The 17,150-nt window shown below is 32.9% G+C and carries 16 protein-coding genes; 8 read left to right on the plus strand and 8 right to left on the minus strand.

Annotation, left to right across the window (positions count from 1 at the left end; translation table 11 throughout):
- Window positions 1-50: 50 nt before the first annotated feature.
- Window positions 51-686: an amino acid ABC transporter permease gene (locus ACLU24_RS03370; protein WP_412610347.1), complete on the plus strand. Its 636-nt coding sequence runs from the start codon at window positions 51-53 to the stop codon at window positions 684-686.
- A 14-nt stretch (window positions 687-700) separates the two neighbouring features.
- The gene (locus ACLU24_RS03375; RefSeq protein WP_412610316.1) at window positions 701-1,465 is read left to right on the plus strand and encodes an amino acid ABC transporter ATP-binding protein; all 765 of its coding nucleotides are present in this window, start codon (window positions 701-703) and stop codon (window positions 1,463-1,465) included.
- 223 nt (window positions 1,466-1,688) lie between these two features.
- Here ACLU24_RS03375 and ACLU24_RS03380 read toward each other — a convergent pair whose 3' ends face one another.
- The gene (locus tag ACLU24_RS03380) at window positions 1,689-4,295 is read right to left on the minus strand and encodes a YhgE/Pip domain-containing protein (protein WP_412610318.1); all 2,607 of its coding nucleotides are present in this window, start codon (window positions 4,293-4,295) and stop codon (window positions 1,689-1,691) included.
- Window positions 4,292-4,639 (minus strand): hypothetical protein, encoded by a 348-nt coding sequence (locus ACLU24_RS03385; protein ID WP_412610320.1) that lies wholly within the window; start codon window positions 4,637-4,639, stop codon window positions 4,292-4,294. The genes ACLU24_RS03380 and ACLU24_RS03385 overlap by 4 nt, the downstream gene beginning before the upstream one ends.
- A 249-nt stretch (window positions 4,640-4,888) precedes the next feature.
- On the opposite strand from ACLU24_RS03385, the gene ACLU24_RS03390 reads away from it, so the two are divergent.
- The 5 genes from ACLU24_RS03390 (at window position 4,889) to ACLU24_RS03410 (ending at window position 10,603) form a co-directional block, all read left to right on the plus strand.
- Window positions 4,889-5,842: an efflux RND transporter periplasmic adaptor subunit gene (locus tag ACLU24_RS03390; RefSeq protein WP_412610322.1), complete on the plus strand. Its 954-nt coding sequence runs from the start codon at window positions 4,889-4,891 to the stop codon at window positions 5,840-5,842.
- Between the two features lie 5 nt (window positions 5,843-5,847).
- Window positions 5,848-7,041 carry an ABC transporter permease gene (locus ACLU24_RS03395; protein WP_412610324.1) on the plus strand — a complete coding sequence of 398 codons (1,194 nt, stop codon included), beginning with the start codon at window positions 5,848-5,850 and terminating at the stop codon, window positions 7,039-7,041.
- Between the two features lie 348 nt (window positions 7,042-7,389).
- Window positions 7,390-7,794: a ribonuclease Z gene (locus ACLU24_RS03400; protein ID WP_412610325.1), complete on the plus strand. Its 405-nt coding sequence runs from the start codon at window positions 7,390-7,392 to the stop codon at window positions 7,792-7,794.
- On the plus strand, window positions 7,791-8,666 hold the full coding sequence (locus ACLU24_RS03405) for a DNA/RNA non-specific endonuclease (protein WP_412610326.1): 876 nt from the start codon (window positions 7,791-7,793) through the stop codon (window positions 8,664-8,666). The genes ACLU24_RS03400 and ACLU24_RS03405 overlap by 4 nt, the downstream gene beginning before the upstream one ends.
- Window positions 8,667-8,890: 224 nt before the next feature.
- Complete coding sequence (locus ACLU24_RS03410) at window positions 8,891-10,603, plus strand: Ig-like domain-containing protein (protein WP_412610328.1); 1,713 nt, start codon at window positions 8,891-8,893, stop codon at window positions 10,601-10,603.
- A gap of 134 nt (window positions 10,604-10,737) precedes the next feature.
- Here ACLU24_RS03410 and pfkA read toward each other — a convergent pair whose 3' ends face one another.
- The gene (gene pfkA, locus ACLU24_RS03415) at window positions 10,738-11,703 is read right to left on the minus strand and encodes a 6-phosphofructokinase (protein WP_412610330.1); all 966 of its coding nucleotides are present in this window, start codon (window positions 11,701-11,703) and stop codon (window positions 10,738-10,740) included.
- Between the two features lie 763 nt (window positions 11,704-12,466).
- Here pfkA and ACLU24_RS03420 point away from each other — a divergent pair.
- A complete protein-coding gene (locus tag ACLU24_RS03420; protein ID WP_412610332.1) occupies window positions 12,467-13,369 on the plus strand; it encodes a LysR family transcriptional regulator in 903 nt (300 codons plus the stop codon).
- A 65-nt stretch (window positions 13,370-13,434) separates the two neighbouring features.
- On the opposite strand, the gene ACLU24_RS03425 is transcribed toward ACLU24_RS03420, so the two are convergent.
- The 5 genes from ACLU24_RS03425 to ACLU24_RS03445 all read right to left on the minus strand — a co-directional run bounded on the left by ACLU24_RS03425 (window position 13,435) and on the right by ACLU24_RS03445 (window position 16,967).
- Window positions 13,435-14,232, minus strand: a complete 798-nt coding sequence (locus tag ACLU24_RS03425) for an ABC transporter ATP-binding protein (protein ID WP_412610333.1) — start codon at window positions 14,230-14,232, stop codon at window positions 13,435-13,437.
- A 3-nt stretch (window positions 14,233-14,235) separates the two neighbouring features.
- Window positions 14,236-15,198 carry an ABC transporter permease gene (locus ACLU24_RS03430; RefSeq protein ID WP_412610334.1) on the minus strand — a complete coding sequence of 321 codons (963 nt, stop codon included), beginning with the start codon at window positions 15,196-15,198 and terminating at the stop codon, window positions 14,236-14,238.
- A gap of 29 nt (window positions 15,199-15,227) precedes the next feature.
- The gene (locus ACLU24_RS03435) at window positions 15,228-16,244 is read right to left on the minus strand and encodes an ABC transporter substrate-binding protein (protein WP_412610336.1); all 1,017 of its coding nucleotides are present in this window, start codon (window positions 16,242-16,244) and stop codon (window positions 15,228-15,230) included.
- A gap of 138 nt (window positions 16,245-16,382) precedes the next feature.
- Window positions 16,383-16,739 (minus strand): hypothetical protein, encoded by a 357-nt coding sequence (locus ACLU24_RS03440; RefSeq protein ID WP_412610337.1) that lies wholly within the window; start codon window positions 16,737-16,739, stop codon window positions 16,383-16,385.
- A gap of 45 nt (window positions 16,740-16,784) precedes the next feature.
- A complete protein-coding gene (locus ACLU24_RS03445; protein ID WP_412610338.1) occupies window positions 16,785-16,967 on the minus strand; it encodes a hypothetical protein in 183 nt (60 codons plus the stop codon).
- Window positions 16,968-17,150 lie beyond the last annotated feature (183 nt).

Consider the following 17,150-nt stretch of genomic DNA (forward strand, 5'->3'; position numbering starts at 1 on the left):
GCACTGATACTTCAACAACAAATAATGATTTTTGGCAGCAGCTTGGTCAGATAACAGTACAGCTTTTAGAGGGCTTGCTTGCAACTTTGACAATATTTGTGCTTACATTACTTTTCTCATTACCGCTTGGCTTACTTGTTGCAGCAGGCAGAATGTGTAAAATTGCACCAATACGCTGGCTTATAAAAATATATATTTCCATAGTAAGAGGAACACCTCTTATGTTACAGCTTTTGGTTGTATTCTTTGGACCTTATTATCTTTTTGGTATAGAACTTTCATCAAGTTATCGTTTCTATGCGGTAATTATCGGTTTCTCGGTAAACTATGCGGCGTATTTTGCAGAAATTTATCGTTCAGGCATTCAGGCTGTACCTAAAGGTCAATATGAAGCTTGTACTGTTCTCGGATATAGCAGAGCACAGACTTTCTTTAAGATAGTTTTCCCACAGATGGTAAAGAATATCATTCCTTCAGTAACTAATGAAGTTATTACGCTTGTTAAGGATACATCACTTGCATTCGCACTTTCATATACAGAAATGTTTACCATTGCAAAGCAAATTGCAGCATCTAAAACTACAATTATGCCATTGTTTATTGCAGGCGTATTCTACTACATTTTCAATTTTATAGTTGCATTCATAATGGAAAGAATAGAAAAGAAAATGAATTATTATAAATAAGGAGGGAAAATACTATGAATTTATTAGAAGTTAAAAATATAAGTAAGAGCTTTGACGACTTGCAGGTTCTTAAAGATATAAGCCTTTCTGTAAATGAAAAAGAAGTTGTTTCTATACTTGGTCCATCAGGTTCCGGTAAGTCAACTTTTTTAAGATGTATGACATTTCTGGAAAAAATTGATGGCGGAAGTATGAGCTTTTGTGGAGAAGAGGCTGTAAATTCTGAAAATGGTTATCCAGTTTATGTTCATAAGAAAAAGCTTAGACAGATACAAGGATACTTTGGCTTAGTCTTTCAGAATTTTAATCTTTTTCCACATTATTCAGTTATGAAAAACATATGCGATGCTCCTATCCATGTTCAAAAAAGAAATAAAGATGAAGTAGCTGAAGAAGCAAAAGAACTTCTTAAAAAAATGGGACTTTCTGATAAAGCGGATTACTATCCATATCAACTTTCTGGTGGTCAGCAACAAAGAATTGCAATAGCCAGAGCATTAGCAATGAAACCTAAAATGCTGTTTTTTGATGAACCTACATCAGCCCTTGACCCTGAACTTACTGCAGAAATTTTAAGTGTTCTTAAAGGTTTGGCAGCAGAAAAAATGACTATGATAATAGTTACTCACGAAATAGATTTTGCAAGAAGCGTTTCTGATAGGGTTGTATTTATGGATAAGGGACTTATTGTTGAAGAAGGTTCTCCAAAAGATGTTATAGATAATCCTAAAAATGAACGCACAAAAACATTCTTGAAAAAAATGCAGGCAGAACTTTAATCTATATATTTCAATAAAGTTCCATTATAAAATATGATATAATATTGATAACCGTTTTGTTATTAGTAAAACGGTTATTTTTTGTTTTGAATTTCTATTAGCTATACAGAATTGCATTAAAGAATTATTTATGATTAGGTCACTTAGAAATAATTCGGATTAAATAAAAAAATGGAATCGCTTTATAACTACGATTCCATTCCTTTAAATATTATGTTTTAACTTATAAAATCAAGTCTGTTTCTTCAAGTCGTTTATTGAAGAACTTCATTGCTCTTATACACGGTTTGCGGAAGAGAATTCCTATTATCAATGATACAGGTATAAAGCAAAGGAGATATAGAATGTTCTTCCAATAAGCACTATAAGTAACGCCTGCTATTGTTTCTCTTACAGCGTTAATAGCATAGTTAAATGGCATAAATCTGATTAAATTCTGGAAGAAATCAGGTAAAAGCTCTGGTGGGAATGTACCTCCTGAACCTGCAACCTGAACAATTAATATAATAACTGCTATAGCCTTTCCGATAACGCTGAATGAAATTGTCAACGAGTAAATCAGAAGTGAGAAAACAATAATAGTTATCCAAGTTGTAAGAATGAAGAGGAAGAGGTTTTCACACTGAATTTTTAGGAAGAATACATCGCCAAGAGCTGTTATAGTGGCCTGAAGCAATGATATTACCATAAATATTAAATATCTTCCGAAATATTCCTGATAAGGTTTAACCTTTCCAACAGTTTTTATATCGCTCTTACTAAGCTCAGTTTTAAGAACCGCAACCAAAACAATACCGCCAACCCATAAAGCAAGAACCGTATAGAATGGAGCCATTGCTGAACCATAGTCAGATACCGGAAATATCTTTTCTGTATTTATCTTAACAGGGCTTGAGATAAAGTCACTTACTGCCTCTGGGTCACCAAAAACAGTGCTTATAAGATTTTCAATAGTTGAATTTTCCTTCAAATTTTTAACTTTTTCTTTAATGGTGTCAAGATTCTTAATTCCCTTATCAATTAGCTTTTCTACATCGTTAAATGTGCTACTTACAGAAGTAACTATTTTTTGTGCGGAATTTAAGGCTTCCTCAATATCGTCAGTAACAGTAGAAGATGTTAGAACATTTGAAACCTTATCAAGTGCGTCACCTGATTTATTGACGATTTTTTCTATAGCATTTTTTGCAGGAGTTAAATAATTACTCTTAAATTTAGAAATAGAATTTTTTGTAGAGTCTACCAATGTTTTAATTTCATTACCGAAGTCGGCTGGAATTACATTTGAATTTTTTAATGTAGATGAAACTGAATTAAGCTTACTGATTATCTGATTTTGAGTTTTATTCATATCTGTTAAGAATTCAACAATATCAGAAACCTTAATATCAGCTTTAACATTAGAAATAAGTGTATTTATTTCTGTCTTTATTTGAGTAATGGAATTTTTAGTTTCTTTGATTATAGCATCAATATCGCTTTTTAAGTTTTTAGGAATAGAACCTGTTTCTTTGATTTTTTGAGTTGCATCATTTATCTTAGCAATAATAGCACTTTGTTTTGTATTCATTGCATTAAGCTTTGCAACTGCTTTAGATGTATCTATTCCAAACTTTTCGGATAAAGTATTTAATGTAGAAATAAGCTCATTATTAGCTTCAATTATACTTTGGTTGATAATTTTTATCTCGTTGAGCTTATCTGCTGCGGTTGATGTATCTTTCTCAATAGTATCAAATACCGTATCAAGCTTTTGGCTTAAAGAATCAGCAAGAGAGGAAATCTTTGCCATAGAAGTTTCGATTGTATTAACTAAGCTTGTAATACCGCTTGAACTTGTATTATCAAGATTATTAAGAATTTTTATAATATCATTATTTACTTCAATAATTTTATTACAAATGTCAGTAAGGTTCTGAATGTCATCAGCAACATCTTTAGAACCATTATTTACTTTAGTAATAACAGCATTAAGCTGATTGCTGAAAGATGTGGTAAGTGAATCAAGAGAATTGATGGTGCTTTCAAGAGTTGAAGAAAGTCCGGTCGATGCTGATTTAATAGCCTTACTTGCATCTTTAATAGAGTTTACAAACTCATTTGTATCTTTAAGCTTCTCTTTGAGTTCCGGAAGTGATTCCTTATTTGACTTAATTAAGGAATTTACTGAATCCATACTTCCGGAAATTACATCTATTGTAGATTTCAATGAATCAAGAGATGTTTTTCCATCATCAAGAGTTGAAATAATTTTATCACAAATCTTATCTTTATTCTCAGATATTTCATCAGAAGATGTATTAAGCACTGTTGCAGCAATATTTGTGATTTGAGCGACAAAGCTTGAATTCACTTCAGTTTCAATAGCTTGTATACCTTTATCTGTGATTTTAGGTGCAATAGCATTTTTCTTTTCATTAACAAGGTATGTAATTTCAGGTCTTTTAAGTTCACCGGATGTTATACTTATAAGATTTTCGCTGAAATTTTCAGAAATAACTACAACCGCATAATAATCACCATCAATTATACCCTGGTCGGCTGTATCTTTGTCTACAAATTCCCAGCCCATTTGAGTATTCTTTTTTAGGTTATCGACTATATTGTCGCCAAATGATGTCTTTAGCGGTCCGATTTTACACCCCTTATCAAGGTTGACAACTGCGACCGGAATATTTCCTGAGTTATCATATGGATTCCAGTTTGAAGCAATATTAAACCATGCATATAAAGCAGGAAGAACGCTAAGTCCAATAACCACTATAAAGGCAATTACACTTCTGAAAATCTTTTTCAGGTCATGCTTAAAGATAGAAAAAATCTTTTTCATTCGCTTTCGTCCTCACTTTCATCATCATTTTCTTCCGATTCATTTTCATCTTCATACCCAAGATATACACGCAGTCTATATATTTTATATTCGTTGTGTATAAGATAAGCAACTACGAAGATAATTGTAATAATCCAAAGAACCAGAAAGAATAGTTTTGATTCAAGACTGAACATAAGCGCCAGAAACACAATAGCGGATACAGCTATAAATATAATTCCTATTCGATTGATCTTCTCACGCTTTTCTTTCATTTCCATATATTCGTATTTTACACGAAGATATGTATTATGTTCAATGTCGTGTTCGCTTAACAAGGGATTATATTTATCTTCTTCCATCATAATAACAAACCTCCCTTTGTTTATAAAAAATTTTAGAAAAATAAAAAACTTTTCTAAGATGGAATAATATTATACCTTATTTAACTGATTTTTTCAATCTACAATATAAGTTGTTTGTAGAAAATCGGGACTTCTTGTACAGATTTTACTAATATTAGTTACTATAAAGCGTTGATTAAAGAGTATAAAATTTGCATAAACTATGCTTAGTTAAATAAAAGACAGGCTGGTTTATATGGGGGAATTTCTGTGAGAATTAAAAAATATATTATTTTATTGCTTACAACAGCATTAACTATAACAACAATATTTGCAGTTGGTAATTTTGTAAAAACAACAACTCCAGTTGTCAATATTTTTAATGTAACTAAAAGTAAAGCCGATGAAATAGTGCAATCAACAGGTAAAGTTGGTTATATAAATCAAAAAAATGCAAAAGCCAGCTATGACTGTATAGTTACAGATATTTTTGTAAAAGAAAACGACGATGTTAAAAAGAATGATGAGATATTAAAAGTGGCTGTTGTAGAATTGCCCTCTGATATAGATATGAATAATATATCAAAAATAATAGATAAATATAAAAACTATGATATTAGTCAAGCAGAATATAAAACAATAGTTGCCCCTGAAAGCGGAACAGTAACTTCTTTAAAGATTCAAAAAGGTGATATTATCACAAAAGGAACTGTATTTTTTACTATAACAGATAAATCGGGATTGTCAGTTAAGCTTAATATAAACGAAAACCAAATATCTAAAATACAAGAAGGTCAGAGCGTTACTATAACAGGAAATGCTTTTGATAAAAAGAGTTATACAGGAAAAGTAATTTCAATAGCTGATGAGGCAGAAGAAACCGCTACCGAAATTGGTCGTGAAACTACTGTTGAAGTAGATATAAAAGTTGAAAATCCCGATGAGGAAATTAAACGAGGATATACCGCAAAATGTGCAATAATCACCGCCTCTGATGCTTCTTCAATAATAGTTCCTTATGAATCGCTTGGAAGTGATGATAAAGGAGATTATGTTTATAAATTTCATAACAACCGGGCAGAAAAACAATATATAATTATAGAAAGTGAACTTACTGATGGTGCAAAAATAAAAAATGGGTTAAAAAACGGGGATAGAATTATAAAAAATATTTCTGAGCTTTCTGATAATGAGGCTCAAGCTATTCATATCGAAGGTGAGTGAACCATATGAATGAAGTTTTTTGCTGTGTTATGAGAGGTTTGATAAGAAAAAAAGGTAGAAGCTTGCTGACAATATTAGGCATCGCTATTGGTGTTACGGCAGTTATCATAATAAGCAATATTTCACAATGCGGAACAGTAGCCGTAAATTCAGAACTTGATAGTCTTGGGGTTGGCGGACTTTCTGTAAGTCTTAATACCACAAACGCTGATTCTAATGCGGTATTATCCGATAATGAATTAAATATTATAAAGAAGTCACCATATGTAGACAAGGCTATGCCTTTAATTTTTCAAACCGCAACTGTTAATTCTCGCGGAGAAGATACGCAGGCACTTCTATGGGGCATTGACCAAAACGCCAAGGATGTTATATCTCTCAAATTGATGTATGGGCGATTTATAAACAAAGGGGATATTGCTGCCAATTCAAGAGTTTGTCTTGTGGACGAAAGTTTTGCTAATGAAAATTTTGGTTGCACTAATATAGTTGGCAGAAAAATTACTGCTTTATGCTCTGGTAGCTATGAAAATTTTGAAGTTATAGGAGTAATAAAAACCGGTAGTGGACTTTTACAAAATATGATGGGAAATTATATTCCTACATTTATGTATTTTCCATATACTACTATGCAAGAATTATATGCTATGAGTGATTTTCACCGAATAGCAGTAAAAGTAAGCGATGATGCTGAACCGGATATGGTTGGTGAAAAACTTGTAAAAACTCTTTCAACAGAAACGGGCTTTCAAAATAGTTATACAGCCGGAAGTATGGCTAAACAAAAAGAAGGCCTATCTCAGCTTATGAATATTGTTACTATGATTTTATCGGCAGTTGGAGGAGTTTCTTTATTTGTAGCAAGTCTTAGCATTATGAATGTTATGCTTGTATCAGTTGGAGAAAAAAAGCGTGAAATAGGCATAAAAAAAGCTATAGGAGCAGGCAGAGGAGATATTCTCAAGGAATTTCTGATAGAGGCTTCTATACTTACAATGTCAGGCAGTATTCTTGGGGTGATTTTTGGGATTGTAATATCTTTTGCCGGAGCATTTATTTTTGGAATATCAATTAATATGCGATATGATATTATTATATTTACGGTTCTATTTGCCTTATTTACCGGTATAATTTTTGGCATATATCCAGCAAACAAGGCTTCTAAATTAAAACCTGTAGACGCGCTTAGAAATGAATAGGCTTTATAGTAGATATTAGATAATAATAACTTTTAAAAAGCATTAAATTAAAAATTATAGTCAACATTTATCTTTTAGGGAACCCCCTGCGAGGATTCCCTACGAAAAACATTCCAAAGGAATGTTTTTCTACCCTCCTGCGCTTATAGAAACATATAGAATGTCACTCTTTGCGGAGAGCGACAAGGGCGTTGCCCCTTACCTACAAGCCTTTTAAAAGACTTGAGCGAAACTTTAGATTTTCTATCGAACTTACATTGAACTATCAATTTTTTACTGCTTACTCTTGAAATGTTATTCAAATTTTTGTAATATGTTTTATTAGATAATAAAATTAGGAGGTAAAATATGATAGTAATTTTATGTTTGGACGATAAAAACGGAATGATGTTTAATAATCGAAGGCAAAGTAAAGATAAAGTAGTTATTCAGGATATTCTAAAGCTTATAAATGGAAAAAAACTTTTTATAAATTCATATTCTGAAAATCTTTTTCAAAATTCGGAATCTAATTTAATTATTGATAATAATTTCTTGAATAATGCTACTAAAGAAGATTATTGCTTTGTTGAAGACAATAGCTTACAAGGCTTCTCAAAGAAAATAGAAAAAATTATAGTATATAGATGGAACAGAATGTATCCAAGCGATTTGAAACTTGAAATTCCTATTCAAAATTGGAATTTAGCAGATAGTTTTGAACTTACAGGTAATTCACACGATAAAATCACAAGAGAGGTCTATATAAAATGAGAAAAAGGTTTATTTCATTGACTTTGTTCATAATATTCTGCCTTAGCGTAAGCGCCTGTAATTTTGAAGATAAAAGTGTAACTTCTTCAAAAACAATTTCGATTTCTGATATACCGGAATACAGCAATTCCGCTTACATAAAAATAGATGATAATGTTCCGTCATTTAAAGATTCTGAAATGACAACAAAGTCTTTTGAGAAATACAGCGAGCTTGATAATCTTGGAAGATGTTCCGTTGCATATGCTTGTGTTGGAAAGGATATTATGCCAACAGAAAAAAGAGGAGCCATAGGCTCAGTTAAGCCATCAGGCTGGCATACCGTTAAATATGATTGCGTTGATGGCAAATATCTATATAATCGCTGTCATTTAATTGGTTATCAGCTTACGGGTGAAAATGCAAATAACAAAAATCTTATCACCGGAACAAGATATTTAAATGTAGAGGGAATGTTACCATTTGAAAATATGGTAGCTGACTATGTAAAGGAAACTGACAACCATGTGCTTTATAGAGTAACTCCTATATTTAAAGGAGAAAATCTTCTTGCGTCCGGTGTTCAGATGGAGGCTAAATCTGTCGAAGATAATGGCGACGGAATAAGCTTCAATGTTTATTGTTATAATGTTCAACCTGATATTGTAATAGATTATAAAACAGGTGAAAGTTGGGAAGTAGGAAATGAAAAGTCTATATCTGAATCAGATACCAAAATAACTTACATATTGAATACGAATACTAAAAAGTTTCATTTAAAGAGCTGTTCATCTGCAAAAAATCTTCCAGATAAAAATAGGGAAGAGTACCGTGGAAATAGAAACGATTTAATTTCTAAAGGTTACGAGCCTTGTAAAAAATGTAACCCTTAATATAGAAAAATGAAATCCCGGATTTAAAGTCCGGGATTTTTATTGTATATAATTGCCAATAAAAATTCAAAAAGTATATTACTTCTGTGATATAAGTAACGAAAATATTAAAAAATATTTCAAAATGGTTGCAAATTTGTTACAAATAAGATATAATCGTAACATAAGTTAAACATTCTGAACTGGTTTCAGAAAATAAAACCGATTTTGGAGGTTACTTACTTATGTCATTTATTCGAATGTCCAAAAAAAGAACTATAGCAATAATAATTGCATTTTCTATTCTACTTGTCTCAATAATAATTCCACCTTATGTTTCCGCCGCAAATAATGTACCAAATAATATGTTAAATAATGTATTTCTAAATGCACTTGAATATACAGGCTACGATGTTCAAAAGCAAATTTCTAACGGAACAATTTATAGAAACTATGGCTCAAGCGGAACACCAAGAAGCGTAACAAGTGATATTCCATATAGCCTTAGTGCCATAGCCAGTGGCCTTGAAACAACAAACTCAGGTAAACCTAATATAAGACATTTTGAGAATTATGGTCTATGCTGCGGTTCATATGTTAGTTATGTTTATTATAACTACCTTCCTAATGTAGAAAAAATAAGCACATCTAATCTTACACAACCTTATAGCAAGTGTAGTGTAGAAAGCTGGGAAACAGCTATAAGAAAATGGGTCGATAACGGTACTGGCAAGAGTATAAGCTTTACACAGAATGGTAACGGCTCTCTTAAAACATCTTCTGATATTCCAATAGGTTCAGTTGTTATTTTCAAAAGTAGTGGTTATCGTTATGCACATGTTGCAGTTTATGCTGGCTACTATAATGGAAAACATTTTATAACACACTGTGGCGGCGATGAAGGTCCTTGTATTCAAGCGATAGACAGCCTTTATCTATATGCCGGACAGAGCGTAAAACTTATAGTTGCACCAAACCTATATAATAATGTTAAACTTAATAAATCAACTCTTACACTCGGAAAAGGTGAATCTTATACAATTAAGGCAAACAGCAAAGTAACTTGGTCATCAAGCAATAAAAATATCTTTACAGTTAGCAATGGAAAAATTACAGCTAAGAATACAGGTACAGCAATGTTAGTAGCTAAAGGATTGAATGGCTCAGAAGCAAATTGTATGGTTACTGTAAAAAATGCCCCAAACTCTATATCATTAAATAAGACAAAGCTTACTTTAGGAATTGGTGAAACTTACGATTTAAATAGTAGTTTGCCAAAGAATACAGCATCATTTAGTGTTAAATATAGTTCAAATAATAGTTCAATTGCAAGCGTTGTTTCGGCTGGAGGCTTAGTTACAGCTAAAAAAGAAGGTACAGCAACTATTACAGCTACAACTTATAACGGCAAAAAAGTGAATTGTACAATTACAGTTAAGAAAGCTCCTAAGACTATGAGCCTTAATAAAACTAAACTTACTTTGGGAATAGGGGAAAACTATGACCTTGATAGCTATTTGCCAAACGGAACTGCTGCACACAGCATAAAATATACTTCCAATAATAGTAATTCTGCAAGTGTTGTTTCGGCAGGTGGTTTGGTTACAGCTAAAAAAGAAGGTACAGCGACTATTACAGCAACGGCCTATAATGGTGTAAAAGTTCAATGTATAGTTACTGTTAAAAAAGAACCAAAAAAACTTTCACTTAATAGTACAAAGCTTAAATTAAATGTAGGAGAAAAATTTGATCTTGATAGTTCAGTACCAAACGGAGCTGCTGCATATCATATATATTATTCTTCGAATGATGTAGAAACAGCAAGTGTTGCAAAATGCGGTGGTTTAGTAACTGCTGTGAAAACAGGCCAAGCTAAAATCATAGCCGAAGCCTATAACGGAGTTAAAATGACTTGCTATGTAAATGTAGTTGATAATATTGATTCAAAAACAAAATAAAAAAACTGATTCTGTTGATACAAAACAGAGTCAGTTTTTTTATATCTGTCAGGCAAAACTTTTGATATACTAAAAAGGCACAGAATTCAAATTCTGTGCCTTTTGGATAATATTATGTATTTAATTATTTTTAATTAAATGCTGATTTCATGAGCAATGTTGAAAAGCTTTGTATTAAACTGCTTCTTCATTGCAAGGGCTTCTGTAATATCATAATCAACAATGTGGTTATCTTTCATTACAACAACTCTATTGCTTTGACCTTCTTCAAGAAGCTCAACCGCTCTATAGCCCATACGGCTTGCAACAACTCTATCTCTAAGTGTTGGAGAGCCGCCACGCTGAACATGACCAAGAACAGTTCCTCTTGTTTCAATGCCTGTCTGAGCCTCTATTTCTTTAACGATACCGTCAATACCGCCGATACCCTCAGCTACAACAACAATGAAATGCTTTTTGCCTGTTTCACGATTTTTGAGAAGAACATCAATGACATCTTTCTTAAGGTCATAAGGAACTTCAGGAACAAGAATAGCACTTGCACCAATAGCAATACCAACTTCAAGAGCGATATCGCCGCATCTTCTACCCATAACCTCAACAACGCTACATCTATCATGAGATTGTGCAGTGTCACGAATTCTATCAATCATTTCCATAGCTGTGTTCATAGCAGTATCAAAACCGATTGTATAATCACTGCTGGAAATATCGTTATCAATAGTACCAGGAACGCCTATACATGGAATTCCTTCGCCTGTAAGATCTCTTGCGCCTCTAAAGGAACCGTCACCACCAATAACAACAACACCATCAATACCAAGCTTTCTGCAGTTATCAGCAGCTTTTTTTACACCTTCTTTAGTATTAAACTCTGGGCTTCTTGCTGTATAAAGAACAGTACCACCCTTGCTTAAAATATCAGAAACGCTTCTAAGATTCATTTCAAATACATCGCCGTTAAGAAGTCCATTATAACCTCTGCGAACGCCATAAACTTTAATACCTTTACTTAAAGCAGCTCTTGTAACAGCTCTTACAGCCGCATTCATGCCCGGAGCGTCACCGCCACTTGTCAATACTGCAATGGTTTTTGCCATTATCAAAACCTCCAATTTCAGATAAAAAATTACCTGCATATATTATAATACATCTTGATGTAAATAATCAAGTATATAATCAATAAATTTATAAAAAAAACAAACAAATTTAATTTTATATACTTCTGAATATATAAAAGAATATTTCACAGCAATAATGTAGTAAAATATCAAAAGCAGGATTTAATATTATTCCCCAACTATACAAAATTAATATTTTGTATAGTTGGGAGAAGAATAATTCATAATCATTTATTATTCTTAAATTTTCAAACTTAAAATCAAACAAACAATTATAAATTTTATTTGTTCTTATCTTTTTTAAATATAAACCTTTGGAATCACAACTGTATATCTTCTGTTTTTATGGTATCAAATAAATTATGTTTCTTAATTAAGCTGTACATACTGTTATTGCACCACTTATTTCGAAAACTTCAAGTACAGGACAAAAAACTCCTGCTGTTGTTTTTACTTTGATTTAAACCGAACCGTCATCGTCCGCAAGCTTGTTTAATTGCGGTTACAGTCTCGTGATAAATTTCAACAATACTATAAGCAGAGCAATTATTTTTTCATATTGTTTGTGGCATTCTTTTAATTAATAAAATAAAAAGAAAATTGTAAAATCACATACAATTTTCTTAGAATTTCGCAATATATTATAACATATTTAACATATACTATCAATTCACTTAATATTGAAAGCATACGAATTTTAAAGTATAATTATATGTATAAAATTTTATTGGAGATGTTATGATTGACGCTTTTACAACTAAGATATGCAGCCATAGTTGCAGAAAAAGGAACTATAACGGAGGCCGCAAATGAATTATATATATCTCAACCAAGCCTTACTAAAGCTATCAAAGAGCTTGAAAAGGAAATGGGAATCACTATTTTTATTCGTACTAACAAAGGCATAGTAATATCAAAAGATGGTGAACAATTCCTATCTTATGCCAGACAAGTTCTTGAACAAGCTGATTTACTTGAGGAAAAATACAAGCATACAAATTCTACAATTAAAAAACAATTCTGTGTATCAACCCAGCATTACTCATTTGCTGTAAATGCTTTTGTAGACCTTGTAAAAGAATATGGTGGCGATAAATATGACTTTTCGCTAAGAGAAACTCAAACTTATGAAATAATAGAAGATGTTGCTAATATGAAAAGCGAAATCGGCATTTTATATATGAATAGCTTTAATGAAGTAGTTCTTAATAAAATTCTTAAATCTAAAGATTTAAAATTTACAGAGCTTTTTGTTGCTCAACCACACATATTCGTTAGCAAAAGTCACCCTCTTGCAAATAAAAAGTCTGTTACTATGGAAGAGCTTGACGAATATCCTTATTTATCATTTGAACAAGGTGAACATAATTCTTTTTATTATTCCGAGGAGATTTTCAGCATTGTAGAAAGACCTAAAAATATAAGAGTTCGTGATAGAGCCTCTCTCTTTAATTTTCTCATTGGTTTAAATGGTTATACAGTTTGCAGTGGAGTTATTGATGAAGAACTTAATGGCAACATTGCCTCAGTGCCATTAATTAAAGAAGGAAATATGCACATAGGCATAGTCACACACCAGAAATCAAATTTCAGCCAATTAGCTATTGCATATATAGAAGCCCTTAAACGATATGCCAAACAATAAACCGCTTTAAAAATAATGTCCCCCCTGTTTCTATGTTAAAAACAAGGGGGACTATTTAATATGTGTTAATTTGAAAGAAGCATACGGTCATTTTCAAGCTTAGAATTACTTAACATCTCAAATTTCTTGAGAAGCTCATCAACTGTAAGCTTTTTCTTTTCTTCGCCGGAAATATCAAGAATAACCTTTCCGTTATTCATCATTATAAGACGATTACCATGCACAATAGCATCTCTCATATTATGTGTGACCATAAGAGCAGTAAGATTATTTTCCTTGATGATTTTATCGCTAAGCTCAAGGACCTTTGAAGCCGTCTTAGGGTCAAGTGCTGCTGTATGCTCATCGAGTAATAAAAGCTTTGGCTTTTGTAGTGTGGCCATAAGCAACGTTATAGCCTGTCGCTGACCGCCTGAAAGAAGTCCGACTTTAGAACTCATTCTGTCTTCGAGTCCAAGCTCAAACTCTGCAAGAAGTTCTCTATATTTTTCTTTTTCTTTGGTTTTTACACCCCAAGAAAGTCCTCTGCGTTTGCCTCTGCGAGCAGCAAGAGCAAGATTTTCTATAATTTCCATATCAGCAACAGTTCCGGTCATAGGGTCCTGAAATACTCTTCCAAGATAAGGTGCTCTTTTATGCTCAGAAAGTCCGGAAACATCTTTGCCATCAATTATTATAGCTCCACTATCAACAGGCCAAACGCCTGCAATAGCGTTAAGTGTTGTAGACTTCCCTGCTCCATTACCACCGATAACTGTGCAAAAATCGCCTTCGTTAAGTGTGAGATTTACTCCGTTAAGAGCATGTTTTTCATTAACTGTGCCTTTGTTGAAGGTTTTGTAAATTTCTTTAATTTCAAGCATTTATTAACCCTCCGTCTTTTGTGTTTTGGAATTTTGCTTTGCTACCTTTTTAAAGGAATTTGCAGCTTTGCTGCGAATATTTGGAACAGCAAGGAAGATTGCAACAATAATCGCTGTGAATAGTTTTGTGTCGTCTGTTGGCATCTTGAGCCAGAGAACAATTCCCATTGCGATATAATATAGTATTCCACCAACAATAACAAAAATAAGTCTGATAATAAAGTTTATATGCTTGCGGAAAATTGCTTCACCAATAACTTCTCCGATAATTACAGCAGCAAGACCTATAACAATCGCACCTCTGCCCATATTTACATCAGCAAATCCCTGATATTGTGAGAAGAGCGAGCCGGAAAATGCAACAACCGCATTAGAAAGTGCGAGCGCAACAACTTTTGCAAAGTTTATGTTTATACCCTGAGCCTTACTCATAGCCGGGTTACTTCCTGTTGAACGAATAGTCGTTCCCTGTTCTGTACCGAAATACCAGTACATTGCAGCTATTACAAGTGCAACTACCACCAGTCCGATTATGATTGCCATATTTATATTACTTGCAGAAATAACTAACGAATAGTTTCTGTAGCTTATCGGAAGATTTGATTTGCCCATTATATTCAGGTTTATTGAATATAACGCAATCTGTGTGAGAATACCTGAAAGAATATCCGGTATTCCAAGAAGCGTATGTAGCAATCCTGTGACCAAGCCTGCAAGTAAACCTGCTGCAACAGATACAAGCATAGCAGCCCATATAGGACAACCGTTTATAAGCATAATAGCTGTAACTGCACCACCAGTTGCAAATGAACCGTCGACGCTCAAATCTGCAAAATGCAGAAGTTTATAAGTTATAAATACGCCTAAACCCATCAATCCCCAAATAATTCCCTGAGCTATATTTCCAGGAAGTGCATTAAGGAAACTCATAAAGTCTAATGACGAAAAGTATGAAACAATATCCATAAATGATTCTCCATATGTTTTAATTTTTATTACTTAATAGCTTTGTAGCCATCAGGAACCTTTATACCAAGTTCTTTGCATCTTTCTTCATCATACATTTTTGTAACATTAGGTGCAGACTGAATTTCCATCTTAGAAATATCCTTACCGTTTACAAGTACATCATATGCCATCTCACCTGTTTTTTGACCAAGCTCATAATAGCTGATAGAGAGTGTTGCTACACCACAGCCCTTACAAATACCCTCTTCGCCTGCAATTATAGGAGTCTTTGTAGAAACAGCAGTATTATTTATAATTCCTGTATTATTTGCAGCTGTATTATCTGTTGGGATATAAATAACATCGCTTTCATCACAAGCAGTTTTTGCAACAGCGGCAATATCATTAGAATCAGAGAATGTATAAGATTTTACAGTATATCCATATTTTTCAAGATATGGCTTAATGGTATCGCATTGATATTTTGAGTTAGCCTCTGCTGAGCAGTAAAGAATACCAACATTTTTAGCATTTGGGAAAATTTCATTAAGCATCTTAGCTTGTTCTTCAAGTGGTGCAAGGTCTGATGTACCTGAAACATTCATATTGGAAAAGCCTTTCCAATCCTTTATATCAAGTGCAGTTGCATAATCTGTAATTGATGTTCCAAGAATCGGTATTTTATCTGTATTTGTATAGGCTGCCTGTAAAGCCGCTGTGCCATTGCCAAGAATAAGATCAACATTTGATGATACAAACTGGTTACATATTGTTGTACAGTTTGCAGAATCACCTTGTGCGTTTTGTTCATCAAATTTAACCTTATCTGCACCAAGCTTTTCTGTTAAAGTATCTTTAAAGCCCTTTGTAGCTGCATCAAGGGCCTCATGCTGTATAAGCTGGCAAATACCTATATTATAGACTTTGCTACTATCATTATTCGAGCCACCACTCGCTGAAGATATTCCTGAACTAGAACTTCCACAACCTGTCATGCTTAATGATAATGTGAGGGCAGTAAGAGCGGCAAGCCCTGTAGTTAAAATTTTTTTAGATTTTTTCATATTTGTTTCCTCCTGATGTACATTTGTGTTTAGAAAAGTCAACATAAGTCTATTATATAACAAGATATATAAAAACTCAATCTTTTTTTTAAAAGTTTAAGCAAATTTCTTCAAAAGATATATAAAGCAAAAGTTGTATTAAGTAAGAAAAAGTAAATATAACAATTTAAAAGGCAGTCGTTTTATATATACGACTGCCTCAGTCTGTCGAATAGCCCTAAAATTCAAGCGAGATTTGAGGTTAAAATTTTTTAATTGGCGAGAAAAAGATAAAAATGAGCAAATCGTTATTCTACCGTCATCAAGTATTCGTTTGCTTATCCACGATGTTTTGTATCCGACGTCTGCTACTATTGCTTTAATCTCAGGATTTTTATCTGTCAGTCTGTCATACAATCCGTCAAATGCTAAGCTGTCATAAACATTTCCCGGATTTACTGTAGCATCAACTACATATCTGTTTTTATCACAGCCTGTCCCATATATGCAAAGCATTTCTTATGTTCTCCCTTGTGAAACACTCCGCTTTCAAAATTGATTTTAGATTCCGAAAATTCTTTTTTTACGGCAATTTCGGTCCATTAAATGTTTTTTACCGTACTCGTCTCTTTCTTCATTAATTTCTTCTCCATCTTTTAAACCATCACCGTCTGTATCAGCATCAAGTGGATCTGTATATATGATTTCGCCCGTTAATAATCTCATACCTGCTATTTTAATCATACAGTTCACTATACTTCAGTATTATATCATATATAAATTTGTTTGTCCATTGTCATTCTTTACAAATGTATTTGTACTCACTTATATACTGTGCATATAAAAAGAGCATGACATCCCAGCTTCCTGAAATGATATGTACCCAGAATTCTGGACACATATTTATAAATTAAGCTGAACACATGG

It is taken from the genome of Pseudoruminococcus sp., from assembly GCF_047012705.1.
Taxonomy (GTDB): domain Bacteria; phylum Bacillota; class Clostridia; order Oscillospirales; family Acutalibacteraceae; genus Pseudoruminococcus.